The sequence below is a fragment of the Pseudarthrobacter sp. PvP090 genome (assembly GCF_040547365.1).
In the GTDB taxonomy this organism is placed as follows: domain Bacteria; phylum Actinomycetota; class Actinomycetes; order Actinomycetales; family Micrococcaceae; genus Arthrobacter.
On record NZ_JBEPPO010000023.1, the window covers coordinates 1 to 22233 of the forward strand.

Consider the following 22233-nt stretch of genomic DNA (forward strand, 5'->3'; position numbering starts at 1 on the left):
AGCCCCCGGGGCCACTGCCCCCCACCCGGCCGGGCCGGGCCCCGCCGCGGGGGGGGGGCCCGCCCCCCCCCCGGGGGGGGGGGGGGGGGGCGCGGGGGGGGGCCCCCCCCCCCCCCCACCTTTCCCGCGATCTGGACGTGCCGGACCGTCGGTGGTTTAGGGCTGGCCGGGGATCGTCGGAAGCCCGCCGGGAAGGACCGGGGCCCCGGGAAGGTCCCGGTCCCCGCCTGCGCCGGGGAGCCGGGGTGTCCCCGGCGTGACCGGACGCTGGGTGAGCGCCTCCGCGTCGTCCACGCCGCGGGCCCGGAAGTAGCCGAGCACCGCCGGTGAAATGACCGAGTAGACCGCGCTAAAACCTGATGGGTCGCCAGCCAATGCTGCTGACAATTCATCATCGCTTAGCTGCTCTGCCAAGAGGCTGTCCTTCCGGTTACTGCTGGGGTGCGGCCCCAGTCTAGCGGCCGCACCCCGGGGCCCCTCCAGAGGGGCGGCGTTTGATGCCTACTTGTCGAGCTCGGGAAGCTCGTCCGACGGCAGGGTGGGAATGGCCGGAACGGCCGGGTTAGCCGGCACTGCGGGGACATCCTTGGCGCCGGGGACGGCAGGCACTGCGGGTACAGCGACGGTCACGCCGGCGTGGGCCTTGGCTTCGGCAGCACCCTTGGCGTTGGCGGCACCCTCGACGGCGGCACCGCCCTTGTCAGCGGAAACGGTTGCTTCGGCGCCCTCAACGCTGGCGTCGCCCGCGGCGGAGCCGTCGACGGACGGGGATGCCGGCACAGCCGGGACAGCCTGCTCGGCCGGAACTTCAGGGGTCGCCGGAGCTGCGGGCGCTGCCGGGACTGCGGGCGTAGCGGGTGACACTTCAGCCTGCTGGGTGTTCGACACCTGGGCCGCGTTGGCCAGGCCGATGCCGGAGAAGCCTCCGACCGCGAGAATCGCGGCGCCGACAGCAATCTTGGTGGTCTTGCTAACACTCTTCATAAAAAACGTACATCCTTTGTATTTTGTGTGGAGGCCGGCTGCGGCCCGTTGGGGGCAATCAACAGCCCGCGCCTTCAGTGGAAGGCCGGCCAGCGCCCGATGGGGGGGCGGACGCCGGCCTGCACTTGCAGTGGAAGGCCAGCCGGAGTCCTGGGGGGGGTCCATCCTCCGGCGGCGCTTACAAAGGGGTAATCGCTGGAGGGACGCAAAAAGTTACGCCCCGACCGAAAAGTTCTTTTCAAGCACTTGGCGGGCAGCACGACGACGGCCTTCCCACCCGATGCGCTGTCAGGAACGGAAGAGTCCGCTGTAGGCGTTGAGCGCGATCTGGCCACCCAGGTGGGCGTAGAGGACATTGCTGCCGGCCGGAATCTCCCGGCTCTTGACGAGGTCGATCAGCCCGGCGAGGGACTTGCCCTCGTAGACGGGGTCCGTGATCATCGCTTCGAGCGAGGCGCCAAGGCGGATGGCTTCCAGGGTGGAATCGACAGGAATTCCGTAAAGGTCCCCGGCCCAGCCCTCCATGACGTTGATTTCCTCATCACGGAGCTCCCGGCCCAGGCCGATCAGCTCTGCGGTGTTCCGGGCAATGCGCTCCACCTGGTCGCGGGTCTTCTGCAGGGTGGCCGAGGCATCGATGCCGATGACGCGGCGCGGTTTGTCCTGGCCGGCAAAACCCGCAATCATCCCGGCGTGGGTGGACCCCGTGACGGTGCAGACGATGATGGTGTCGAAGAAGATGCCGAGCTCCCGTTCCTGCTGCTCCACCTCGTAGGCCCAATTGGCGAAGCCCAGCCCGCCCAGCCGGTGGTCGGACCCGCCGGCCGGGATCGCGTAGGGCGTGCCGCCTGCGGCCTTGACCTCTTCGATGGCGTTCTCCCAGCTGCTGCGGATGCCGATGTCAAAGCCGGCGCTGTCCAGCCGGACGTCGGCACCCATGATGCGGGAGAGCAGGATGTTGCCCACGCGGTCAGAGAGCGGATCGGGCCAGTCGACCCAGTTCTCTTGGACCAGGCGTGCCTTGAGTCCGAGTTTGGCGGCCACCGCCGCCACCTGGCGGGTGTGGTTGGACTGGTAGCCGCCAATGGAGACCAGGGTGTCCGCGCCCTGCGCCAGGGCATCCGGAACGAAATACTCGAGCTTGCGGGTCTTGTTGCCGCCAAACGCGAGTCCGCTGTTGACGTCCTCCCGCTTAGCCCAGATCTGCGCCCCGCCCAGGTGTGCGCTGAGCCGTGGCAGCGGGTGGATGGGGCTGGGTCCAAACGTCAGTGGGTAGCGTTCGAAGTCGGTGATGGCCATCATCTGTCCTTTGCTAGGGTCCCCGGAAACCTCCAAAATGCAATATATTGCATTGTCCGACATCGGTTCGGGGAGGGCAAGGGGATATACGATATGTTGCATGCCCGTTCCCCCGCTTTCCGGAGTCCACAGACGGCCGCTGCTCCGGGACAACGTCTTCGATTCGCTCCGCAACGCGATCGTTGACGGTACGTTCGAGCCCGGCGAAAAGCTGAAGGACACGGAACTGGAAGCATGGCTGGGCGTCAGCCGGACCCCCATCCGGGAGGCCTTGCTGCGGCTGGAACGCGCCGGGCTGGTCATCGCATTGCCGGGCAAGGCAACCATCGTCGCCCCCTGCGACCTGGCCTCAACCGTCAGCACACAGCAGGTTGTGGCCGGGCTGCATGAGCTGGCCGCCCGGCTGGCGGTCCCGCTCCTGGCGGAGGGCCATCTCGCCGCCATGGCCAAGGCCAATGCGCGCTTCGAACGGGCCCTGCAGGACGTGGACGTCGAGTCGGCGCTCATAGCCGATGACGACTTTCACGGGGTTTTTGTCACGGCCAGCGGCAATCCCGTGCTCCGGGAACTGCTGGAACAGACCACCCCGGTGCTGCGCCGGGTGGAGCGGATGCGCTTCGGCTCCTTTGCGGCCCGGGGATCGGTGGCCCAGCATGCTGAGATCATCCGGCTCGCCCGCCTTGGCGACGTCGAGGCTGCCGCCCGGGCGTGCCGGGAGAACTGGCTTTCGCTGCGCTTCGCGTCGGCGGAGTAGGCACAGCAGCAGCAGCGCCGCTTAACGACGGCGGCGGGCCACCTTCCCAGGTGGCCCGCCGCCGTCGTGCGCTTGCAGTGAAGCGTTAGTCAGTACCAGTCGGTGCTAGTCGTTGATCAAATCGTTGATCACGATGGTCTGGTCCCGGTCCGGGCCGACGCCGATCGCCGAGAAGCGCGTGCCGGACAGCTTTTCGAGGGCCAGGACGTAGTTCTTGGCGTTCTCCGGGAGGTCCTCCAGGGTGCGGGCGCCGGTGATGTCCTCGGTCCAGCCTTCGAAGTACTCGAAGATCGGCTTCGCGTGGTGGAACTCGGTCTGCGTCATGGGCATTTCATCGTGCCGGACGCCGTCGACGTCGTACGCCACGCAGACCGGGATCTGCTCGATGCCCGTGAGCACGTCCAGCTTGGTCACGAAGTAGTCCGTGAAGCCGTTGACGCGCGAGGCATGGCGCGCCAGCACGGCGTCGTACCAGCCGCAGCGGCGCGGCCGGCCGGTGTTGACGCCGAACTCGCCGCCCGTCTTCTGCAGGTACATGCCCATCTCGTCGAACAGCTCTGTCGGGAAGGGACCTGCCCCCACCCGGGTGGTGTACGCCTTGATGATGCCGATGGAGCGGGAGATGCGGGTGGGGCCGATGCCCGAGCCCACGGAGGCGCCGCCGGCCGTCGGGTTCGAGGAGGTCACGAAGGGGTAGGTGCCGTGGTCGACGTCCAGGAACGTGGCCTGGCCGCCCTCCATGAGGACCACCCTGCCCTCGTCAAGGGCGGTGTTCAGGACATAGGTGCTGTCGATGACCAGCGGGCGGAGGCGCTCGGCGAAGGACAGGAAGTACTCCACGATCTCGTCCACCTCGATGTCGCGGCGGTTGTAGACCTTGACCAGGAGCTCGTTCTTCTGCCGCAGCGACCCTTCGACCTTCTGGCGCAGGATGGAGGCGTCAAAGACGTCCTGGACGCGGATGCCGAGGCGGGCCACCTTGTCCATGTACGCCGGGCCGATGCCGCGGCCGGTGGTGCCGATGGCGCGGGAGCCGAGGAACCGCTCGGTGACCTTGTCCAGGACCTGGTGGTAGGGCGCCACGAGGTGGGCGTTGGCGGAGACGCGCAGCTTGGAGGTGTCGGCGCCGCGGGCTTCGAGGCCGTCGATTTCCTGGAACAGCGCCTCCAGGTTCACCACGCAGCCGTTGCCGATGATCGGAATCGCGTTGGGGCTCAGGATGCCGGCCGGAAGGAGCTTGAGCTCATACTTCTCACCGCCTACGACGACGGTGTGCCCGGCGTTGTTGCCGCCGTTGGGCTTGACGACGTAGTCGACTCGGCCACCAAGCAGGTCAGTGGCCTTACCTTTGCCTTCGTCGCCCCATTGGGCTCCGACGATCACGATTGCTGGCATGGGATCCTCCCCCATTCGTTCGGGCCGAAGTCCGGGTGACTCACCAGGGTGGTCATCGGAGCTCAGCGCCGTTCATGAGAATGCCCCGAATCTACCGCTGTGCTCTTACCATCAACGCCAGAGTCCGGGGCTCTTACCACCCAAGTTTAGCCGATAGCGGTCCCGGCAGCTCATTTGACCATCCAATGGACTTCCTGCCGGGAAAATGTGATTGCTTCCACAGACTGCAGCCCGGGCGGCCCTACACACCCGCAAATCGCCGTCGCCGGGTTGGATTCCCCTGTGCGGAGGCGCCCGCCGCCCCACCACGCGGCCCTGGTGGCCGGGCTCCGGAAGACACGTCATTTCGCAGGGCTTGATAGACTAATAAGGATCGACCAGGAATCGGTCCACACCACATTTTCAAACCACACCGTATTTGGCGTGCCCCGGTGCTCGGCGTTCGCGCGTACGGTCTGGCAGCTTTACCAATCCCGCAGGAGACTCAGCAATATATGACAGCCTTGGCCACTGAAAATTCCCGCGAACAGCTTCTGAGCCGCCGCTACGAACCTAGCGTCGCAGCCGTCAACGAGCTGTGCGACACGCTGCAGGCAACCAAAGCTGGCACGAACGTCCCCTATGTGGACCCGATGCACGACGTCGACGAGTGCCGGATCATCAGCCTCTTCTCCAACATCGGCACAGAGGACGAGTCGGGTTTCATCACTGCCGGGGACGACGAAGCGGCCACCCGCCTGCTCGGCGTCCAGTGGAAGCTCGGCCTGCGGCCCGAGTACGTGATGCCCTGGAACGTCCACCCCTGGTATGTGCCGGGCGAGCCCAACGGCAAGTTCACGCCGGACCAGATTTCCGCAGGTCTGAAGCCGCTGCTGAAGTTCCTCGCCGTCGTGCCCCGCGCCTCGGTGATTGTGGCCCACGGCACCGAGGCCAACCGCCTCGCGAACCTGCTCCTCAAGACCGAGGTGCCCATGATCTGGCGCCGCGGCCTCAAGACCTACAAGGTCCGCTCGCTCAGCGGCCGCGCCTTCGCCGGCACCCCGGCCCGCCAGGAGCAGTACCTCGACGAGATGGGCGCCGTCTACGCGGACGCCATGGCCCGCACCGGCCTGGCCAAGACCAGCTGATCCCCACCGTTAACTACGACGGCGGGCGCCCACCTCACTGGTGGACGCCCGCCGTCGGGCTTTAACAAGCAACGCGGGGTCACCTCCGGTCCATCCCAAGGTGTGGAATGGGCCGGAAGTGACCCCGCGTTGTGGTTAGCGCTTTTCGGCTTCGATGGCTGCCTTGGCGGAGGGGTCCGAGTCCTTGAGGAACTTCTCGATCCGCTCCGGCTCCTCGGCCTCGCCGATCGCCGCGGACGCCCGGCCCAGCGAGTACAGGGCGCGGAGGAAGCCGCGGTTGGGCTCGTGCTCCCACGGAATCGGCCCGACGCCGCGCCAGCCGTTGCGGCGCAGCGAATCCAGGCCACGGTGGTAGCCGACGCGGGAGTAGGCGTAGGAATCGATGGTCCGGCCCTCGGTCCAGGCCTCCTCGGCCAGCACGGCCCAGAGCAGCGAGGACGTCGGGTGCTTTTCCACCAGGTCCAGGGCTTCCTGGCCCGCGTCCAGCGCCGCGTAGACCTCGGTCTCGGCGGGCAGGAGCGTGGGCTCGGGACCCATCAGGTTCTTGCGGAACTCGTCCGACATGCCTAGAACGTCTTGCCGGTGGAGCCGAGCTGCTGCGCAGCCTCGACCACGCGGGCCGCGAGGCCAGCCTCGGCGGAGGCACCCCAGACGCGCGGGTCGTACAGCTTCTTGTTGCCGACCTCGCCGTCGACCTTGAGCACGCCGTCATAGTTGCGGAACATGTGGTCCACCACGGGGCGGGTGTAGGCGTACTGCGTGTCGGTGTCGATGTTCATCTTGATCACACCGTAGGAGACGGCGTCGGCGATCTCCTTCTCGGAGGAACCGGAGCCGCCGTGGAAGACCAGATCGAACGGGTTGGCCTTGCCGATCTTGGCGCCGACCTGCTCCTGGATGTCCTTGAGGATCTCCGGGCGGAGCTTGACGCCGCCCGGCTTGTAGACGCCGTGCACGTTGCCGAAGGTCAGCGCCGTGATGTAGCGGCCGTTTTCGCCGGCACCGAGGGCGTCGATGGTGGCGAGGGCGTCCTCGACCGTGGTGTAGAGCTTGTCGTTGATGGCGTTCTCGACGCCGTCTTCCTCGCCGCCGACGGTGCCGATCTCGACCTCGAGGATCATCTTGGCGGCAGAGGTGCGCTCCAGCAGTTCACGGGCGATGCGCAGGTTTTCCGGCAGGGTCTCGGCGGAGCCGTCCCACATGTGGGAGCTGAAGAGCGGGTTGCGGCCGGCCTTCACCTCGGCTTCGGAGGCTGCCAGCAGCGGCAGGACGAAGCCCTCCAGCTTGTCCTTGGGGCAGTGGTCCGTGTGCAGGGCGATGTTGACGCCGTAGTTCTTGGCGACTTCGCGGGCGAACGCGGCGAAGCCGAGCGAACCGGCCACCATGTCCTTGGTGGAGGCCCCGGACCAGTAGGCGGCGCCGCCGGTGGAGACCTGGACGATGCCGTCGGACTCGGCCTCGGCGAAGCCGCGGAGGGCCGCGTTGAGGGTCTGGGAGGACGTGACGTTAACGGCGGGGAACGCGAAGCCACCCGCCTTAGCGCGGTCGATCATCTCGGAGTAGATCTCTGGGGTTGCAATGGGCATGCTGACTCCTAAAGTGAATTTCGTCTGCGGGCTGGGCTCACCCTGGAGTGAACCTCGTCGGCTAGGAACCATCCTAGCCATTCCTGCGACCGGGCAGTGTTTCCGGTCACTCGCGCCTGTAATACTCGCCCGCGCATCACCCCGTTCGCCGGGTGCCGCCCCCGCGCCGGGTGCGCCTATCCCGGGAGCTGGTCGAACACGTGCCGGCGGATCCAGGCGTGCATCGCGATGGCGGCCGCCGAGGCGGCGTTGATCGAGCGTGTGGAGCCGAACTGTTCGATCGACAGGGTGTCCACCGCCGCTTCGTGGACCTCGGGGGAAAGCCCCGGGCCCTCCTGGCCGAACACCAGCACGCAGTCCCTGGGCAGTTCATAGGTTTCCAGCGGGACGGAGTCCGGGAAGATGTCGATTCCGATGATCGCCAGGCCCTCGCCCTGCGCCCAGTCCACGAAGTCCGCGACGGTCGGGTGGTGCCGGACGTGCTGGTACCGGTCGGTGACCATGGCCCCGCGGCGGTTCCACCGGCGTCGCCCGATGATGTGGACTTCCTTGGCCAGGAACGCGTTGGCGCTGCGCACGACAGTCCCGATGTTCATGTCGTGCTGCCAGTTTTCGATCGCAATATGGAAATTGTGCCGCTTGGAGTCCAGGTCCGCGACAATCGCTTCGTGCTTCCAGTAGCGGTATTTGTCCACCACGTTGCGGCGGTCCCCGTCCGCCAGGAGGTCCGGGTCCCAGTGCGTGCCCTCCGGCAGTTCGCCTTCCCAGGGGCCGACGCCGACCTCCGCTTTGGGCTCTGCCTCCGGCTCCGGGCTGCCCTCTCTTGCGGTCAAGCTGCCGGAAAGGGTTTCGCTGGGTATCTCGGGTTCAGTCACGACTCAACATTAGACTGGGACTGGCATCGGCACATTATCGGCGGAGGACAGCATGGCGGAGCAGCAGGCAGACCACAGGGAAGACGCGGACCACGTGCTTTCATCAAAATCCGTGTACCGCAGCGGCCAGGAGATTGAGTGCTGGCTGACCGACATGGACGGTGTCCTGGTCCACGAAAACCAGCCGATCCCGGGCGCCGCTGAACTGATCCAGCGCTGGGTGGACACGTCCCGGCGGTTCCTTGTCCTGACCAACAACTCGATCTTCACGCCCCGGGACCTCGCCGCCCGGCTGAAGAGCTCGGGCCTGGAAATCCCCGAGGAGAACATCTGGACCTCCGCCCTGGCCACCGCCCAGTTCCTCAAGGACCAGGTGCGCGGCTCGGATTCCGGCAACCGCGCCTACACAATCGGCGAAGCGGGCCTGACGACCGCGCTGCACGAGGCCGGCTTTATCCTCACCGACCAGGACCCGGACTTCGTGGTCCTCGGCGAAACCCGCACCTATTCCTTTGAAGCGATCACCATGGCCATCCGGCTGATCCTGGGCGGGGCGAGGTTCATCGCCACCAACCCGGACGCCACCGGGCCCTCGAAGGACGGCCCCATGCCGGCCACCGGCGCGATCGCGGCGCTCATCACGAAGGCCACCGGCCGGGAACCCTACATTGTGGGCAAACCGAACCCGATGATGTTCCGTTCGGCCATGAACCAGATCGACGCGCATTCGGAAACCACCGCCATGATCGGTGACCGGATGGACACCGACATCATCGCGGGGATGGAGGCGGGGCTGCACACGGTCCTGGTGCTCAGCGGCATCACCCACAAGGACGACATCGCCGCTTACCCGTTCCGGCCCAACCAGATCCTGAACTCCGTGGCCGACCTGAAGAACCAGATCTAGGTCCCTCTAGAAGGCGGTCTTCTTGCCGCCGCCGGAGGGCAGCGGGAAAATCCCGTCCTGCAGCTCCTCGATGACGGGCCGGTAGATGAACGGGTTCCAGCCCGGGCTGGCGTGCGCCGGCAGGGCGCCGTCGGTCCGCAGTGAGTCGTCGGCCATGTTGTCCTTGAAGGTCAATGACCAGGAGTCCCGGGCGGTCTCGTAGTCGACCGTCCGGTCCCGGGGGTTGCCGATAAAGGCCATCCGCGTCCCGCCGAGCTTCCCCGCGAAGCGGGTGGCGTCGAAGTGGTAGATGTAGGCCGACTGGGACTGGATCAGCACGCTGGAGGGCGCAATCGGTGAGAGCTGTTCCAGGGTCTGGTCCACCACCTGCCCCCAGCTGCGCTCGTCCTTGTGCAGCATCCGCTCACCGAGTTCGTAGCCGCCTCGCAGCACCGTGGGGAACCGGAAGCCGCTCTCGTAGAGGAACACGACCCCCTCGAACCAGCTTTGGTCCAGCACGTCGTACTTGCTGTAGGGGCTGGAGTCCAGCAGGATAAACGCCACCTCAATCCCATGCAGCTCCCGGAGCCGGGCCGCGACCTGGGTGGCCACCATGCCGCCGAAGCTGTGGCCGTAGAAGTAGAACGTGGTCAGTTGGTGCGCCCGCGCGTGCTCGACGACGGCGATCACGATCTGGTCGATGTCGAGGCCCACATTGGAGTAGCCGACGGCGGCGAGCTGGCCGCGCTTGTTCAGCGCGCCGCGCAGCGTGTTCAGGATCCACAGCGCTTCCTCCCAGCTGGTCTTGTAGCCGGGGAAGAGGAACCAGCTGGCGTTGGGAAAGTACCGCTCGGCGGTCTCGTCCGGCACCGTGAGGATTTTGTGGACGCGGCGTTCGGCCTGCACCCGCCGCGTTAACAGCATGTCCGCCGCCAGCACCGAGGCGGACCCGGCACCGATCAGGAAGCTCCGCCGCGAGAACCGCCGGAGTTCGGCGGCGTGCCGAAGCACACGGGCGCCGGCATCGCCGGCCCCGCCCACATCCGCAATTTCAGGCTCACTCGGCACATCTCTACCGTAGCCACGGGGGAACACGGATCAGAAACGGCGCCGGATAACAGCTCAGTTACAGCCTGCCGCCGTGGCGTAGTAGACGGGGAAGAAGGAAGCCAGCTTCAAGTCTTCTGCGGCGGCGGCACGAAGACGATGATGAGATTACCGGCCTCCGCCGGCCCTCGATTCGATCGGAGAAGACCATGCTCAAGGCCCTGCTGTGCAAGCTGAACATCCAGCACGATTGGCACATTGAACACGCCGAAGATGGCGCCCTATATAAGCGCTGCAAACGTTGCGGCAAAGACGACGACCGCGGAGGCGGCGGGGCCGGTAACTTCGGTGCCTGGGTAGGTCCGGCCGGGGGCTAGGCTGTCACGTTGTCGCGAGCGCTTCCGACTCCCCCGTGTGGCCGCCAACATTTTTTGGGAGACCCTCCCTAGACCGGTTCCGGTTCCCAGCCCACGTCGGGGCGGCTGGGCTCGAGGCCGGCGTCGCTGCTGACGGCTTCCGGTCCGACGGCGCGGCGGCCGATTTCGAGGCCGATTTCGTCGAAGGTCGCGAGGAGCTGCGAGCGGGCCATATCCGCCGGGTTGTCCAGCAGCCCGAACACGGAGTCGCTCGCGGCGAGCAGTTCGGCGTCTGAGAAGACGTTCAGCGGCCGGGTCCCCGAGGTGTCAATCGACGCGGTGAAGTCCGCCGAGAGGTCGAGGGACGGCAGTGCGGCGACACCTGTTTCCCGGTAGGGGTTCAGCTCGAGGGAGACGCCGGCGGAGCTCGGCAGGGCACCGGCGGTGTCGACGAGCGCGGCGGCGCCGTCGATGGCGTTGAGGTCGTTGCGGAGGCCTGACAGGGCCGCGGATTCCACGAAGGAGGCGTTGCCGAGGTGCACCCGGATGTGGGACGTGATGCCCATCCGGCGGACACGCTGGATCAGCTGCATGAGGGTGGGACGGGAGTGCTGCGTCAGGCTGCCCCGGACATCGATCCGGAGGACATCTGAGGCGATGTCCAGTTTGGCGTGGGCGTTCAACGAGGTGTCCATAGGTACTCCAAAAAAGGGTGTCTATGGCCGACGGCTCAACCTCAATCAGCGTATAGGCCGTAGGGGGCGCACACAAGTCATAGGGCGGTACCGGTTTATCCGGCTTCTCGCCGGCCGGGTTCCTCGAAGTGGGTCCGGGACGCGGTGCCGCCCACGGACTGGACCAGGGAGGCGGCGATGTCGCGCAGCTTGACGTTGCCGTTGCTCGACGCGTCGGTGAGGATCCGGACGGCGGTCTCCTGGTTGCAGCGGTTCTGCGCCATGACGATCCCGATCGCCATGTCGATCACGGTGCGCGATTCCAGGGTGGCCCGGAGATTGGTGGCGCTGTCCGTGTGGAGGGAGAAGCGGACGGCGAGCCGCAGCGCTTGGGAGATTTCGCGGGTGTAGCCGCGCGCCCGGGCGGCCACGTCGCCGTCGAACTTGTGCGGCACATCTGAGTAGAGATTGAGGGCCGCCTGGGCCTCGCCCTGCAGGTGGAACGGCACGGACAGCACCGAGCGAAGGCCGTGCGACGCGACCGCGTTGGCATAGTCAGGGCCCCAGCGGTCCTCATCGAACAGGTCCGGAACGTAGACTTCACGTTCCTCCTGCGCCGCCGTCAGGCACGGGCCCTGCGAGAGCCGGTACTGGATTTCGTCCACTTCGCGGGCGGAATCGCTGCTCCAGCCGATGGTCGCGGCCTTGCGGTCGCGCAGCAGCGTGATGCCGCACAGGGCGTCATCGCCGGCGCCTGCGACCTGGTGGGCGGAGAAACGAGCGAGCTCGTTGAGGAAGTCCTCAAAATCGGCACTGTCCAGGATGAGGTTCTGGATCTGGTCGACGGTGCTGAGGGGAACAGATCCGAGGATTTCTTCGGGCAGGAGCATGGTGCTTGGTCTCCGGAGGGGTGTGGTGGATATCTGAAAATGATAAATCACGCTGAATCCACCGTCCACACGCGTCCGCTGACGGATGAACTCCTAGCTCAGGCCGAGTTCGTCCTTGCCGAAGGCGAAGAGGTAGGGGACTCCGGCCTCCGCCTCGATTTTTTCCTTGGCACCGGTGTCGCGGTCCACGATCACGGCGACGGCGACCACGTTGCCGCCAGCCCGGCGGACGCCCTCGACGGCGGTCAGCGCGGAGCCTCCGGTCGTGGACGTGTCCTCCAGCACCAGCACCTTGCGGCCCTCGACGGAGGGGCCCTCCACCTGGCGGCCCATGCCGTAGGACTTCTGCGCCTTGCGGACCACGAACGCGTCCACGGGGCGTCCGGCGTCGACGGCGGCGTGCATCACGGCGGTGCCCACCGGGTCGGCACCCATGGTGAGTCCGCCGGCGCACTCGAAGTCGATACCGGCGTCGTCCAGCAGCGACAGCATGACCTGGCCGACGAGCTTGGACGCCTCGTGGTGCAGCGTGATCCGGCGCAGGTCGATGTAGTAGTCGGCCTCGGCGCCGCTGGAGAGGATGACCTTGCCGCGCACGACGGCCAGCTCTTTGATCAGTTCAAGCAGGCGGGCACGGGCGGCAGCGGTGTCAGCTGCGGGGGCACTGGTGGCAGTCATGCGACCCAGTTTAGTGGCTGGCCGGCGCCGGATCCCCAGCCGGCCCCTTTGATGTCGGGGCGTCTCCCGACGGCCCCCGGCTCCGGCGCCGGGTCTTTGTACTCTAGGAACCCGTGCCGGGCAGGAGTGCGATGGAACCATGACGGCAGGAACGGAATCTTCGACCCGCTGGCCCGCCATTCCCAAAGACGTCGGCAGCTTCCGGGTCCGGCCGAACCTGACGGACTATGACGCGGCCTATGCCGCCTTCTCCTGGGACGATGCCCGTCACCAGCTGTCCGGGCTCCCCGGCGGTCGCGGCATCAACATTGCCTATGAGGCGGTGGACCGGCATGCGGCCGGGGGGCATGCCGGGCACGAGGCGCTGCGGTTCGTCCGGGCCGACGGCAGCAGCCACTCCCTGACCTTTGCCGAGCTCGCGGAGCAGACCAGCCGTTTTGCCGGGGTGCTGCGTAGCCTCGGCGTCGGGCGCGGCGAGCGCGTCTTCTCGCTGACCGGGCGCGGACCGGCACTGTACATCGCGGTGCTGGGCACGCTGAAGAACGCCAGCGTCTTCTGCCCGCTATTCTCCGCGTTCGGCCCGGAACCCGTCCGCCAGCGGCTGCAGCTGGGATCCGGCCGGGCCCTGGTCACCACCCGTGCCCTCTACCGCAAGAAGATTGCCCACCTCCGCGACTCGCTCCCGGAACTCCGGCACGTCCTGCTGACCGACGCCGACGGCCGCCCCGAACCGGGCACCCTGGACCTCGCCGCGCTGATGCGCGCTGCCCCGGCCGACGGTGAGACCGCCGCGACGCAGGCCGAGGACATGGCCCTGCTGCACTTTACGTCCGGCACCACCGGGACCCCGAAGGGTGCCATCCATGTGCACGACGCCGTCACGGCGCACCACGCGACCGGCACCGCGGCCCTGGACCTGCACCCGGAGGACGTGTACTGGTGCACGGCCGACCCCGGCTGGGTCACCGGAACCTCGTACGGGGTGATCGCGCCGCTGACCCACGGGGTGACGACCATCGTGGACGAGGAGGAAATGGACGCGGACCGCTGGTACCGGATCCTCGCCGAACAGCACGTCACCGTCTGGTACACCGCCCCCACGGCGCTGCGGATGCTGATGAAGGCCGGGGCGGACCGCGCCCGGGGCCATGACCTGTCCGCGCTGCGCTTCGTCGCCAGCGTCGGGGAACCGCTCAACCCCGAGGTCGTCGTCTGGGGCCAGGAGGCCTTCGGCCAGCCCGTGCACGACAACTGGTGGCAGACCGAAACCGGCGGGATCATGATTTCCAACTTTGCCGCCACCGAAATCCGCCCCGGCTCGATGGGCCGGCCGCTGCCCGGCGTCGAGGCAGGAATCGTGGCACGGGATGCCCAGGACAGGCCGGTCGTCCGCGACGGCGAGGCGGTCCTCGTAACAGCGCCGGATGCCGTCGGTGAACTGGCCCTGCGGCCGGGCTGGCCCTCGATGTTCCGGGGCTACCTGCATGAGGAGGAGCGCTACCGCCGCTGCTTCGTGGGCGGCTGGTACCTTACCGGCGACCTCGCCAGGCGCGACGCCGACGGCTACTACTGGTTCGTCGGACGCGGCGACGACGTCATCAAGTCCTCCGGGCACCTGATCGGGCCGTTCGAGGTGGAGAGCTCCCTGATGGAACATGAGGCCGTGGCCGAGGCCGGCGTGATCGGGGTCCCCGACCCGGTGGCCGGCGAGGTGGTCAAGGCGTTCGTGGAACTGCGGCCCGGGTGGGAGCCCTCGGAGGAACTGCAGCTGGAAATCATTGGCTTCGCCCGCAAGCGGCTCGGCCCGGCGGTGGCGCCGCGGCTGCTGGACTTCACCACGGCCCTGCCCCGGACCCGCAGCGGCAAGATCCTCCGGCGCCTGCTCAAGGCCCGCGAACTCGGGCTGCCGGAGGGCGACACCTCCACGATCGAGACCCCGGCCGGCACGCCGGAACCGGGCGGCGCTCCGGAACGTGACGAACAGCGGCCGGGCGGACAGCGGCCGGAGCCACGGCCATGACCGGGCCCCTGGACCCGCCGGCCCACACCCTGGACCCCGCACACGGGCGGCACCTGCTGCTGCAGATGCTCCGGGTCCGCCGGCTCGAGGAGAAATGCGTCGAGTTGTACAGCGCCGCCAAGATCCGCGGCTTCCTGCACGTCTACATCGGCGAGGAAGCGGTCGCGGCCGGGGTGCTGGAAACCCTGGCCCCGGAAGACGCCGTCGTCGCCACCTACCGGGAACACGGCCACGCCCTCCTGCGTGGGGTCCCCGCCGGGGCGATCCTCGCCGAGATGTACGGCTTCGTCGAGGGCTGCTGCCGTGGCCGCGGCGGGTCCATGCACTTGTTCGACGCCGCCACCCGCTTCTTCGGCGGGAACGCGATCGTCGCCGGGGGTCTGCCGCTCGCCGTCGGACTGGCCCTCGCGGACAAGATGGCCGGGCGCTCCCGCGTGACTGTCTGCTTCTTCGGCGAAGGCGCCGTCGCGGAAGGGGAATTCCACGAGAGCCTGAACCTCGCCGCGCTGTGGCAGCTGCCCGTGCTGTTCTGCTGCGAGAACAACCTCTACGCCATGGGCACGGCACTGGGCCGCTCCGAATCGCAGACGGACATCGCACTCAAGGCTGCCGCCTACGAGATCGCGGCGTGGGCCGTGGACGGCATGGACGTCCTGGCCGTCGAGGAAACGGCCCGGCGCGCGGTGGACGCCGTCCGGTCCGGCGGCGGCCCGCACTTCCTGGAGCTGCGCACCTACCGCTTCCGGGCGCACTCGATGTTCGACCCCGAACGGTACCGCGACAAAGCCGAAGTCGCCCGCTGGCTCGAACGTGACCCGATCACCCTCCTGCGCGCCACAATGGAGGCCGCCGGCCAGCTCTCCCCGCAGGACTGGGACCAGCTCGAGGCGGACGCCGACGCGGAGGTGGCCGCCGCCGTCGAATTCGCCGAAGCCGGAACCCCCGAACCGCTGCAGGACCTCACCCGCTTCGTGTACAGCGAGCGCGGCGCCGGCCCGAAAACCGGCGGCGGCACCGGTGAAGGGCTGGAGCCATGAAATCCAGCTACCGCGAGGCACTCCGGGCCGGCATCCGCGATGCCATGCTCCGCGACGAACGGGTGTTCCTGATGGGTGAGGACGTCGGAGCGTACGGCGGATCCTTCGCGGTGAGTTTGGGCCTGCTGGAGGAATTCGGGCCCGCACGGATCCGCGACACGCCGCTCTCGGAGTCCGGTTTCGTCGGCGCGGGCATCGGGGCGGCGCTCGGCGGGATGCGCCCGATCGTGGAGATCATGACCGTCAATTTCAGCCTGCTCGCGCTGGACCAGATCGTGAACAACGCCGCCTCGCTGCTGCACATGTCCGGCGGGCAATTCAACGTCCCCATCGTGATCCGGATGACCACGGGCGCCGGCCGCCAGCTCGGGGCCCAGCATTCGCACAGCCTCGAGGGCTGGTACGCGCACATCCCCGGCCTGCGCATCCTCGCCCCCGCCACGCTCGCCGACGCCCGCGGCATGCTGTGGACCGCGCTGGAGGATCCCGACCCGGTGCTGATCTTCGAGCATGGTTCGCTCTACAACGTGACCGGGGAGCTCGACGACGACGCCGGCCCCGTGGACATCGACACCGCCGCGGTCCGGCGCCCCGGGGACGACCTGTCGCTCATCACCTACGGCGGAACGCTTCCGGCAGTGCTCGACGCCGCCGGCCAGCTCGCGGACGCGGGCATCGACGCGGAGGTCCTGGACCTGCGCACCCTGCGGCCGCTCGACGAGGCCGCCATCCTCGCCTCGGTGCGCAGGACCCACCGGGCGGTGGTGGTGGATGAGGGGTGGCGCAGCGGAAGCATTTCCGCCGAGATCAGCGCCCGGATCACCGAGCAGGCGTTCTACGACTTGGATGCCCCGGTGGGCCGGGTCTGCAGCGCCGAAGTGCCGATCCCCTACTCCAAGCATCTGGAACTCGCGGCCCTGCCCTCCGCCGAGCGGATTGTGGCCGCAGCCAAGGAGGCGGTCGGGGCCAGTGGGTGACTTCCTGATGCCGTCCCTCGGGGCTGACATGGAGCACGGCAAGATCGTCGAATGGCTGGTCAAGCCCGGCGACTATGTGCGCCGCGGGGACCTCGTGGCGGTGGTGGACACCGACAAGACGGTCATGGATGTGGAGTCCTTCCAGGAGGGTGTCGTCGCCGAACTGCTCGTGGACCTGGGGCAGACCGTTCCGGTGGGCACCCCGCTGGCCAGAATCACGCAGACCCCGGCCGAGGTGGGGGCCCCACGTCGGGAGGCGCCGTCGCCGCCTCCTGACCGGCGCGGGGCTGAAAAGACCGGGGAAACGCCACCGGCCACTCCTCCGATCGCTCCACCGGTGCGGCACCTGGCGCACCGGCTGGGCGTCGACACGGCCGGGATCCACGGCACCGGCAAAGGCGGCGCCATCACGCGGGCCGACGTGGAGCACGCCGTGGCCGCCAGGCCGGCCGGGGCCCGTGTCCGGTCCTCGCCGCGGGCCAGGCGTCTCGCCACCGAGCTCGGCGTCGAGCTGGCCGCCGTCAGCGGCACCGGACCGGAGGGTGCCGTGACCGTGGCGGACGTGCAGCAGGCCGCGGCCCGCCGCACCGAGTCCTGGCTGCCGGAAGCCGCGCCGGAGGCCGGTCCGCCGGAAGCCGCACCGGAGGCGGAGGCTCCCCGCGGGGAGCCGGCCAGGGAGCCAGCTCCCGGGGCCCCGGCCGCAGCAGCCGAGGCGTCCGGGAAAACCCCGGAGGCCCGCGAGCGCGTGGCCACCCTGCGCCGCGCCATCGGGGCCCTGATGTCCCGCTCGAAGAAGACCATCCCGCACTACTACCTGAGCACCACGCTGGACCTGCGCGCCGCCGTCGACTGGATGCAGACCGTCAACGCCCAGCGGCCGGTCGCGTCCCGGCTGGTCCCCTCCGCGCTGCTGCTCAAGGCCGCGGCGCTTGCGGCCAAGGACGTCCCGGAGGTGAACGGGTTCTACGACGACGGCGGGTTCCGGCCCAGCGCGTCCGTGCACCTCGGAGTTGCCGTGGCCCTGCGCCAGGGCGGCCTGGTGGCCCCGGCCATCCATGACGCGGACACCCTGCCGGTCGATGTGCTGATGGAGCAGCTGAGGGACCTCGTCGGCCGCGCCCGGGCCGGACGGCTGCTGCGAGCCGAAATGGCGGATCCCACCATCACCGTGACGAACCTCGGGGACCTCGGGGTGGAGAGCGTCTTCGGTGTCATCTATCCCCCGCAGGTCGCGATGGTTGGCTTCGGCCGGGTCCTGGAACAGCCATGGGCGCAGCACGGCATGCTCGGCGTCCGGCCGGCCGTCGTCGCCACCCTCTCCGCCGACCACCGGGTCAGCGACGGGCTGCGCGGGGGCCGCTACCTGGCGCGGATCGACGAGCTGCTGCAGGCACCGGAACAACTGTGAAACGGGAGGAACCATGAACGAGCAGGACGCCCGGGCTGCCGTGCAGGCGGCGATCGGCAAGGTCGCGCCGGATGTGGACCTGGCCGAGGTGGACGAGGGCGCCCGGCTCCGGCAGGACCTCGAGCTCGATTCGCTGGATTTCCTCCGGCTGGTCGAAACGATCGACGTGGCCACTGGCGTCGACATTCCGGAGCGGGACTACCCGGCGGTGGCCACGGTGAAGGGACTGATCGGCTACCTCGAGGCGCACGGCTGAGCCTCATCCATTGCTCCGTAGGTGCCCTTTAGGAGCCGCTAAAGGGCACCTACGGAGCAGTGGACGGGGTGAGGGGTGCGGCCCGGGCCGGGCTTCGGCGCGGCGGGCGAACGCGGGGGCGTGTTCGGGCCGCGGCCCGAATGCCACGAACCGCGGAAGCACCCTGCCGACAGCCGGGAGGTGCCTCGCCACGAACAGCATGATGGCCGGCGCCCCGGCGCGCGTCCCGGTCATGATCGGTTCGAACAGCAGCCGGTGCATCACCCGCTGCACCGTCTGCACGATGACGGTGGGCGTCCGCCGCCGTCGTTCCACTTTCGCCAGGTCCGCGCGGGAAACCTGGCCCCGTAGCAGCGCCGGGGCCAGACACTCCGCGGCGGCCACGGCGTCCTGGATGGCCAGGTTGATCCCGACCCCGCCGGCCGGGGACATCGCATGGGCGGCGTCCCCAATGCAGAGCAGCCCGTTGATGTGCCAGTGGCGCAGGCGTTCCAGGCGCACGTCCAGCCAGTGCAGATCCTCCAGCGACGCGATCGCATCCACGCGGTCGGCGAGATCGGGGCGGAGCGCCGCGACCCGGCGTCGGAAGCCCTCAACGCCCTCGGCGCGGATCCGGGCGTCGGTGCCCTTCGGCGCGAGGTATCCCATCTGGAAGTAGTCGGTGCGGTTGAGCGCCAGCAGTGCCTCGCCGCGGCCGAAGACCGGCATGATTCCCGCGATTTCGCCGCGCTCGGAGGCGAGCCGGGGCAGCCGGAACCACCAGGTGTCGAACGGCACGGGATACTCCTTCGGGGCCAGCCCTGCCGAGGCGCGCAGGGCGGAATGGCGCCCGTCCGTCGCAACCACGACGTCCGCCCTGATCTCTCCCCCGGCACCGTCCGCGGTCCGGTAGCGGACCCCCGTGACGCGGCCGCCGTTGCGGACCAGCGAGGTGGCCTTGTGGCCCATCCGCAGGCTGAAGGACGGTTCCTGCGCGGCGGCGTCGGCCAGGAAGTTCAGGAAGTCCCACTGCGGCATCATGGCCACGTAGTTGTAGGGCGGCGGCAGCGAATCGAAGTTGCCCATGGTCACGGGCGGACCGCCGGGCACCGGGATGCTGACGTTGCTCAGCCGGCTTTGCGGGAGCCGGCGGAATTCCTCGCCCAGGCCCAGCTCATCGATCAGCCGGATGGTGGAGGCGTGGACGGTGTCGCCGCGGAAGTCCCGGAAGAAATCATCGTGCTTCTCCAGCACCGTGACCTGCACGCCGGCCCGCGCCAGCAGCAGTCCCAGCATCATGCCCGCCGGCCCGCCGCCGACCACCACACATCCGGTCTTCTCCATGGCCATACGCTACGCCTGCGCGGCGTGGCGCGGGAGGGGCTTTCGCGGCGGTTTCGGACCTGCGCTGCGGTTTCGGACAAGCGCGGCGGGGATCCGCGCAGCGCCCGTCCGAAACAGCGGCGGCCGTCCGGAACCGTGGCGGAAACTACGGTCCGGCCAGCCCCGGCGCCCCTGAACGGCCCGGTCAGAGCCGGGTGTCGAAGGAATCGCAGAACACGTTCTCGTTGAACGTGCCCTGGAACTCCGATTTGCCCCGGATCTTCTCGATGGTGGCCCGGATGGCCTCCCGGGTTCCCGCGTGGGCGTGGATTGCGGTCTTCACCATCGGCACGTCAATCAGGTGGTTGGGCTGGTTGAGCGAGACGAACACGGTGGGGACCTCGGTGACGTACCAGGGGATTTCCGCGGCCATTGGGGTGGACCACTTGATCCGGATGGCCGCCTCTTGGGCGAAGCCCTTCACATTGGCGAACACGAACGCGGCGTCATACTTGTCCGCGTAATCGCCGGTGGCTTCCTCGGAGATGACCGACATGAAATTCACGCCGGTCTCCCCTGCCGCCTCGCGCTGGTCCGCCGTCTTGAACAGGTGCACCTCGAAGCCGGCACTTTCCAGCTCCGCCTTGACGGTGTCCAGGTAGGCCAGCGGATCCGCGCGGGTGAAGTCCGCACCGCCGGAGATGCCGTACAGCCGGATCCGCGGATGCGTCTCCGGCGTGATGGGAAGGTTGTTCGCGGTGTCCTTGACCAGGGTGACGGTCTTGTCCGCGATTTCCGCTGCCACGGCCCGGTGGGCTTCGCCTCCGATCACGCCGAGCGCAACGGCCGGCGGGACAAGCTCCGCGGCCGGTTTGCGGTGCAGCCCCAGGCTGGCCTTCAGCGCTAGGATCCGGCGCAGCGCGTCGTGCAGCCGTTCCTCGGAAATGACGCCGGACTTGTAGCCGTCCAGCATGTACTGGAAGTCCTCGGCCGGGTTGCGGAAGAACAGGAACATGTCGCAGCCGGCGGCGATTGTGGCCGGAACCAGGTCCTTGCGCTTCATGGCCTGCGTCAGGCCGATCATCTGGGACGCGTCCGTGAGGATCAGCCCGTTGAAGCCGAGCTCGCCGCGGAGCAGGTCCTGGAGCAGTTCCGGCGCCAGCGTCGCGGGGAGGATGTCCCCGTCCGCCAGGCCGGGGCGGAAGTGCCGGGAAAGTTCCGGTGCCCCGATGTGCCCGATCATGATGGACTGCACGCCATGCCCGATCATCTCCCGGTACACGTGCCCGTACGTCCGGTTCCACTCCTCGTAGCCCAGGGTGTTGTAAGAGGTAACGACGTGCTGGTCGCGTTCGTCCATGCCGTCGCCCGGGAAGTGCTTCATGGCGCAGGCGGTGGGTGACTCGCTGATGCCGTCGAAATACTCCTTGGCGCGCTCCACCACGATCTCCGGGGTGTTGCCGAAGGCCCGGGTGGAGATGACGGTATTCCGCCAGTTGTAGTGGATGTCCACGATCGGCGCGAACGCCCAGTTGCAGCCCAGCGCCGCGGTTTCGACGCCGGCCACCTGCCCCATCTGCCGGGCGATGGCCTTGTCCGGGTGCGAGCCGGCCTGCAGGTGCGTCGACACAAACGTTCCGTCGTCGCAGCTTCCGGCTCCTCCCATTTCCGGGTTGGAGGCCACCAGCAGCGGGATGCGGGTCTTCGACTGCGCATAGCGGATGTGGTCCTGCACCGCAGCGGAGGGCCCCGGCCGGTAGCGCATGCCGCCCACGTGGTACTTCTCCAGGATGCCGTCCAGATACTCCGGGGAGTAGTCGTTGTTGTGGTTGATGAACAGCTGGCCGATCTTTTCCTCGAGGCTCATCCCGGCGATCGTGGCATCCACCCACGCAACCGCGTCGTCATCGAGGTTGAACGGCGCGGCCTGAAGGTCGACGTCGAACTGGCGGCCTTGGGTGCCCGCGGCAGCGCTGCCGTTGCCGGCCGGAGCGGCCGGACCGGCGGCGGCAATCCCGGCCAGGGAGTCCGTCACCACCTGGCTGACCGGGGCGGCGATGTCGACTACGATCCCGGCTTCGTCGGCCTCCAGGGGTTCCAGCGTTGCGAGCTGTGAGTCCAGCAGCGCAGCCGGCATGAAATGGCCGGAACGGCCTTCGAGCCGGGAGCCGAGCACCTCTTTGCTGCCGTGCAGGTGCAGGAACACGGTGCCGGGCGCCAGGGCGCGGATGGCGTCGCGGTAGCAGCGCCGGAGTGCGGAACAGGCCAGGACCAGCCCGTCGTCGCCCCTGTTCGCCAGGGTGCTGCCCACGGTGGCGAGCCAGGGCCAGCGGTCCTCGTCGGTCAGCGGGGTGCCGGCCGCCATCTTGGCGACGTTCTCGAGCGGGTGCAGGGAATCGCCGTCCAGGAACGGGACACCCAGTTCGCGGGCCACGAGGTCACCGATGGTGGTCTTGCCGCAGCCGGAGACGCCCATGACTACGACTCGGCGGACGGGGGCGGGGGCTGCTGTAGGGTGTGTCACCAGTCGTGGACCGTTCCGTCGACGAGGCGGTTGTAGGGCAGGTAGGCCTGCTGGTACGGGTATGCCGCGGCGGCTTCTTCGTTGAATTCGACGCCGATGCCGGGCGCCTCGCCCGGGTGCAGGTAGCCGTCCACGAACGTCATGGACTGCTCGAAGAC

Annotated in this window: 21 protein-coding genes and 1 pseudogene; 8 read left to right on the forward strand and 14 right to left on the reverse strand. The window is 68.3% G+C overall.

The annotated features are described in order from the left end of the window. Positions 1-156: 156 nt before the first annotated feature. The 3 genes from ABIC21_RS19000 to ABIC21_RS19010 all read right to left on the reverse strand — a co-directional run bounded on the left by ABIC21_RS19000 (position 157) and on the right by ABIC21_RS19010 (position 2283). Positions 157-414 (reverse strand): hypothetical protein, encoded by a 258-nt coding sequence (locus tag ABIC21_RS19000; RefSeq protein WP_354351933.1) that lies wholly within the window; start codon positions 412-414, stop codon positions 157-159. 87 nt (positions 415-501) lie between these two features. Further along, positions 502-984, reverse strand: a complete 483-nt coding sequence (locus tag ABIC21_RS19005; RefSeq protein ID WP_354351934.1) for a hypothetical protein — start codon at positions 982-984, stop codon at positions 502-504. Positions 985-1272: 288 nt separating this feature from the next. Then, positions 1273-2283: a 1-aminocyclopropane-1-carboxylate deaminase gene (locus ABIC21_RS19010; RefSeq protein ID WP_354351951.1), complete on the reverse strand. Its 1011-nt coding sequence runs from the start codon at positions 2281-2283 to the stop codon at positions 1273-1275. Between the two features lie 100 nt (positions 2284-2383). Between ABIC21_RS19010 and ABIC21_RS19015 the strand changes: the two genes are divergently transcribed. Continuing rightward, positions 2384-3037 (forward strand): GntR family transcriptional regulator, encoded by a 654-nt coding sequence (locus ABIC21_RS19015; protein ID WP_354351935.1) that lies wholly within the window; start codon positions 2384-2386, stop codon positions 3035-3037. Positions 3038-3142: 105 nt separating this feature from the next. On the opposite strand, the gene ABIC21_RS19020 is transcribed toward ABIC21_RS19015, so the two are convergent. Beyond that, positions 3143-4432: an adenylosuccinate synthase gene (locus ABIC21_RS19020; protein WP_354351936.1), complete on the reverse strand. Its 1290-nt coding sequence runs from the start codon at positions 4430-4432 to the stop codon at positions 3143-3145. A gap of 494 nt (positions 4433-4926) precedes the next feature. Here ABIC21_RS19020 and ABIC21_RS19025 point away from each other — a divergent pair, with 494 nt between their 5' ends. Beyond that, positions 4927-5559 carry a uracil-DNA glycosylase family protein gene (locus ABIC21_RS19025; protein ID WP_354351937.1) on the forward strand — a complete coding sequence of 211 codons (633 nt, stop codon included), beginning with the start codon at positions 4927-4929 and terminating at the stop codon, positions 5557-5559. A 135-nt stretch (positions 5560-5694) separates the two neighbouring features. Here the strand turns inward: ABIC21_RS19025 and ABIC21_RS19030 are convergent, their stop codons facing one another. From ABIC21_RS19030 to ABIC21_RS19040, 3 genes are all read right to left on the reverse strand, one after another. Continuing rightward, a complete protein-coding gene (locus ABIC21_RS19030) occupies positions 5695-6123 on the reverse strand; it encodes a DUF3151 domain-containing protein (RefSeq protein ID WP_354351938.1) in 429 nt (142 codons plus the stop codon). A 2-nt stretch (positions 6124-6125) separates the two neighbouring features. Continuing rightward, complete coding sequence (gene fbaA / locus ABIC21_RS19035) at positions 6126-7145, reverse strand: class II fructose-bisphosphate aldolase (protein WP_354351939.1); 1020 nt, start codon at positions 7143-7145, stop codon at positions 6126-6128. A 176-nt stretch (positions 7146-7321) separates the two neighbouring features. Continuing rightward, positions 7322-7978 carry a TrmH family RNA methyltransferase gene (locus ABIC21_RS19040; protein WP_354351952.1) on the reverse strand — a complete coding sequence of 219 codons (657 nt, stop codon included), beginning with the start codon at positions 7976-7978 and terminating at the stop codon, positions 7322-7324. Between the two features lie 94 nt (positions 7979-8072). On the opposite strand from ABIC21_RS19040, the gene ABIC21_RS19045 reads away from it, so the two are divergent. Beyond that, on the forward strand, positions 8073-8927 hold the full coding sequence (locus tag ABIC21_RS19045) for an HAD-IIA family hydrolase (protein WP_354351940.1): 855 nt from the start codon (positions 8073-8075) through the stop codon (positions 8925-8927). 6 nt (positions 8928-8933) lie between these two features. On the opposite strand, the gene ABIC21_RS19050 is transcribed toward ABIC21_RS19045, so the two are convergent. The 4 genes from ABIC21_RS19050 to pyrE form a co-directional block, all read right to left on the reverse strand. Next, positions 8934-9974, reverse strand: a complete 1041-nt coding sequence (locus ABIC21_RS19050; RefSeq protein ID WP_354351941.1) for a thioesterase domain-containing protein — start codon at positions 9972-9974, stop codon at positions 8934-8936. Positions 9975-10398: 424 nt separating this feature from the next. Beyond that, on the reverse strand, positions 10399-11004 hold the full coding sequence (locus tag ABIC21_RS19055) for a hypothetical protein (RefSeq protein WP_354351942.1): 606 nt from the start codon (positions 11002-11004) through the stop codon (positions 10399-10401). Between the two features lie 95 nt (positions 11005-11099). Next, positions 11100-11873: a GAF and ANTAR domain-containing protein gene (locus ABIC21_RS19060; protein ID WP_354351943.1), complete on the reverse strand. Its 774-nt coding sequence runs from the start codon at positions 11871-11873 to the stop codon at positions 11100-11102. A gap of 93 nt (positions 11874-11966) precedes the next feature. Then, entirely contained in the window at positions 11967-12551 is a 585-nt protein-coding gene (gene pyrE, locus ABIC21_RS19065; RefSeq protein ID WP_354351944.1) for an orotate phosphoribosyltransferase, read from the reverse strand. Positions 12552-12690: 139 nt separating this feature from the next. Here pyrE and acsA point away from each other — a divergent pair, with 139 nt between their 5' ends. Genes acsA through ABIC21_RS19090 form a run of 5 tightly spaced genes read left to right on the forward strand, consistent with a single transcriptional unit; the run spans position 12691 to position 18249 of the window. Further along, a complete protein-coding gene (gene acsA / locus ABIC21_RS19070) occupies positions 12691-14571 on the forward strand; it encodes an acetate--CoA ligase (RefSeq protein WP_354351945.1) in 1881 nt (626 codons plus the stop codon). After that, complete coding sequence (gene pdhA, locus ABIC21_RS19075; protein WP_354351946.1) at positions 14568-15608, forward strand: pyruvate dehydrogenase (acetyl-transferring) E1 component subunit alpha; 1041 nt, start codon at positions 14568-14570, stop codon at positions 15606-15608. Before acsA ends, pdhA begins: the two co-directional genes overlap by 4 nt. Continuing rightward, positions 15605-16585 (forward strand): alpha-ketoacid dehydrogenase subunit beta, encoded by a 981-nt coding sequence (locus ABIC21_RS19080; protein WP_354351947.1) that lies wholly within the window; start codon positions 15605-15607, stop codon positions 16583-16585. Before pdhA ends, ABIC21_RS19080 begins: the two co-directional genes overlap by 4 nt. Beyond that, the gene (locus ABIC21_RS19085) at positions 16578-17993 is read left to right on the forward strand and encodes a dihydrolipoamide acetyltransferase family protein (RefSeq protein WP_354351948.1); all 1416 of its coding nucleotides are present in this window, start codon (positions 16578-16580) and stop codon (positions 17991-17993) included. The genes ABIC21_RS19080 and ABIC21_RS19085 overlap by 8 nt, the downstream gene beginning before the upstream one ends. A 13-nt stretch (positions 17994-18006) precedes the next feature. Then, positions 18007-18249, forward strand: coding sequence for an acyl carrier protein (locus ABIC21_RS19090; RefSeq protein WP_354351949.1), 243 nt, complete (start codon positions 18007-18009; stop codon positions 18247-18249). A gap of 3 nt (positions 18250-18252) precedes the next feature. On the opposite strand, the gene ABIC21_RS19095 is transcribed toward ABIC21_RS19090, so the two are convergent. The 3 genes and pseudogenes from ABIC21_RS19095 to ABIC21_RS19105 all read right to left on the reverse strand — a co-directional run. After that, positions 18253-19572 (reverse strand): FAD-dependent oxidoreductase, encoded by a 1320-nt coding sequence (locus ABIC21_RS19095; RefSeq protein ID WP_354351950.1) that lies wholly within the window; start codon positions 19570-19572, stop codon positions 18253-18255. A 184-nt stretch (positions 19573-19756) separates the two neighbouring features. Next, positions 19757-22027, reverse strand: coding sequence for a gluconokinase, GntK/IdnK-type (locus ABIC21_RS19100; protein WP_354351953.1), 2271 nt, complete (start codon positions 22025-22027; stop codon positions 19757-19759). Positions 22028-22071: 44 nt separating this feature from the next. Beyond that, a pseudogene (locus tag ABIC21_RS19105) lies at positions 22072-22233 on the reverse strand (bifunctional D-altronate/D-mannonate dehydratase); the annotation flags it as partial.

What these genes read in the sequence shown, in the direction of transcription:
- ABIC21_RS19005 (WP_354351934.1), bottom strand. Translation starts at nt 984, where the DNA reads ATGAAGAGTGTTAGCAAGACCACCAAGATTGCTGTCGGCGCCGCGATT.
- ABIC21_RS19060 (WP_354351943.1), bottom strand. Translation starts at nt 11,873, where the DNA reads ATGCTCCTGCCCGAAGAAATCCTCGGATCTGTTCCCCTCAGCACCGTC.
- pyrE (WP_354351944.1), bottom strand. Translation starts at nt 12,551, where the DNA reads ATGACTGCCACCAGTGCCCCCGCAGCTGACACCGCTGCCGCCCGTGCC.
- pdhA (WP_354351946.1), top strand. Translation starts at nt 14,568, where the DNA reads ATGACCGGGCCCCTGGACCCGCCGGCCCACACCCTGGACCCCGCACAC.
- ABIC21_RS19015 (WP_354351935.1), top strand. Translation starts at nt 2,384, where the DNA reads ATGCCCGTTCCCCCGCTTTCCGGAGTCCACAGACGGCCGCTGCTCCGG.
- ABIC21_RS19010 (WP_354351951.1), bottom strand. Translation starts at nt 2,283, where the DNA reads ATGGCCATCACCGACTTCGAACGCTACCCACTGACGTTTGGACCCAGC.
- ABIC21_RS19080 (WP_354351947.1), top strand. Translation starts at nt 15,605, where the DNA reads ATGAAATCCAGCTACCGCGAGGCACTCCGGGCCGGCATCCGCGATGCC.
- ABIC21_RS19055 (WP_354351942.1), bottom strand. Translation starts at nt 11,004, where the DNA reads ATGGACACCTCGTTGAACGCCCACGCCAAACTGGACATCGCCTCAGAT.
- ABIC21_RS19100 (WP_354351953.1), bottom strand. Translation starts at nt 22,027, where the DNA reads ATGGGCGTCTCCGGCTGCGGCAAGACCACCATCGGTGACCTCGTGGCC.
- fbaA (WP_354351939.1), bottom strand. Translation starts at nt 7,145, where the DNA reads ATGCCCATTGCAACCCCAGAGATCTACTCCGAGATGATCGACCGCGCT.
- ABIC21_RS19030 (WP_354351938.1), bottom strand. Translation starts at nt 6,123, where the DNA reads ATGTCGGACGAGTTCCGCAAGAACCTGATGGGTCCCGAGCCCACGCTC.
- ABIC21_RS19090 (WP_354351949.1), top strand. Translation starts at nt 18,007, where the DNA reads ATGAACGAGCAGGACGCCCGGGCTGCCGTGCAGGCGGCGATCGGCAAG.
- ABIC21_RS19020 (WP_354351936.1), bottom strand. Translation starts at nt 4,432, where the DNA reads ATGCCAGCAATCGTGATCGTCGGAGCCCAATGGGGCGACGAAGGCAAA.
- acsA (WP_354351945.1), top strand. Translation starts at nt 12,691, where the DNA reads ATGACGGCAGGAACGGAATCTTCGACCCGCTGGCCCGCCATTCCCAAA.
- ABIC21_RS19095 (WP_354351950.1), bottom strand. Translation starts at nt 19,572, where the DNA reads ATGGAGAAGACCGGATGTGTGGTGGTCGGCGGCGGGCCGGCGGGCATG.
- ABIC21_RS19025 (WP_354351937.1), top strand. Translation starts at nt 4,927, where the DNA reads ATGACAGCCTTGGCCACTGAAAATTCCCGCGAACAGCTTCTGAGCCGC.
- ABIC21_RS19045 (WP_354351940.1), top strand. Translation starts at nt 8,073, where the DNA reads ATGGCGGAGCAGCAGGCAGACCACAGGGAAGACGCGGACCACGTGCTT.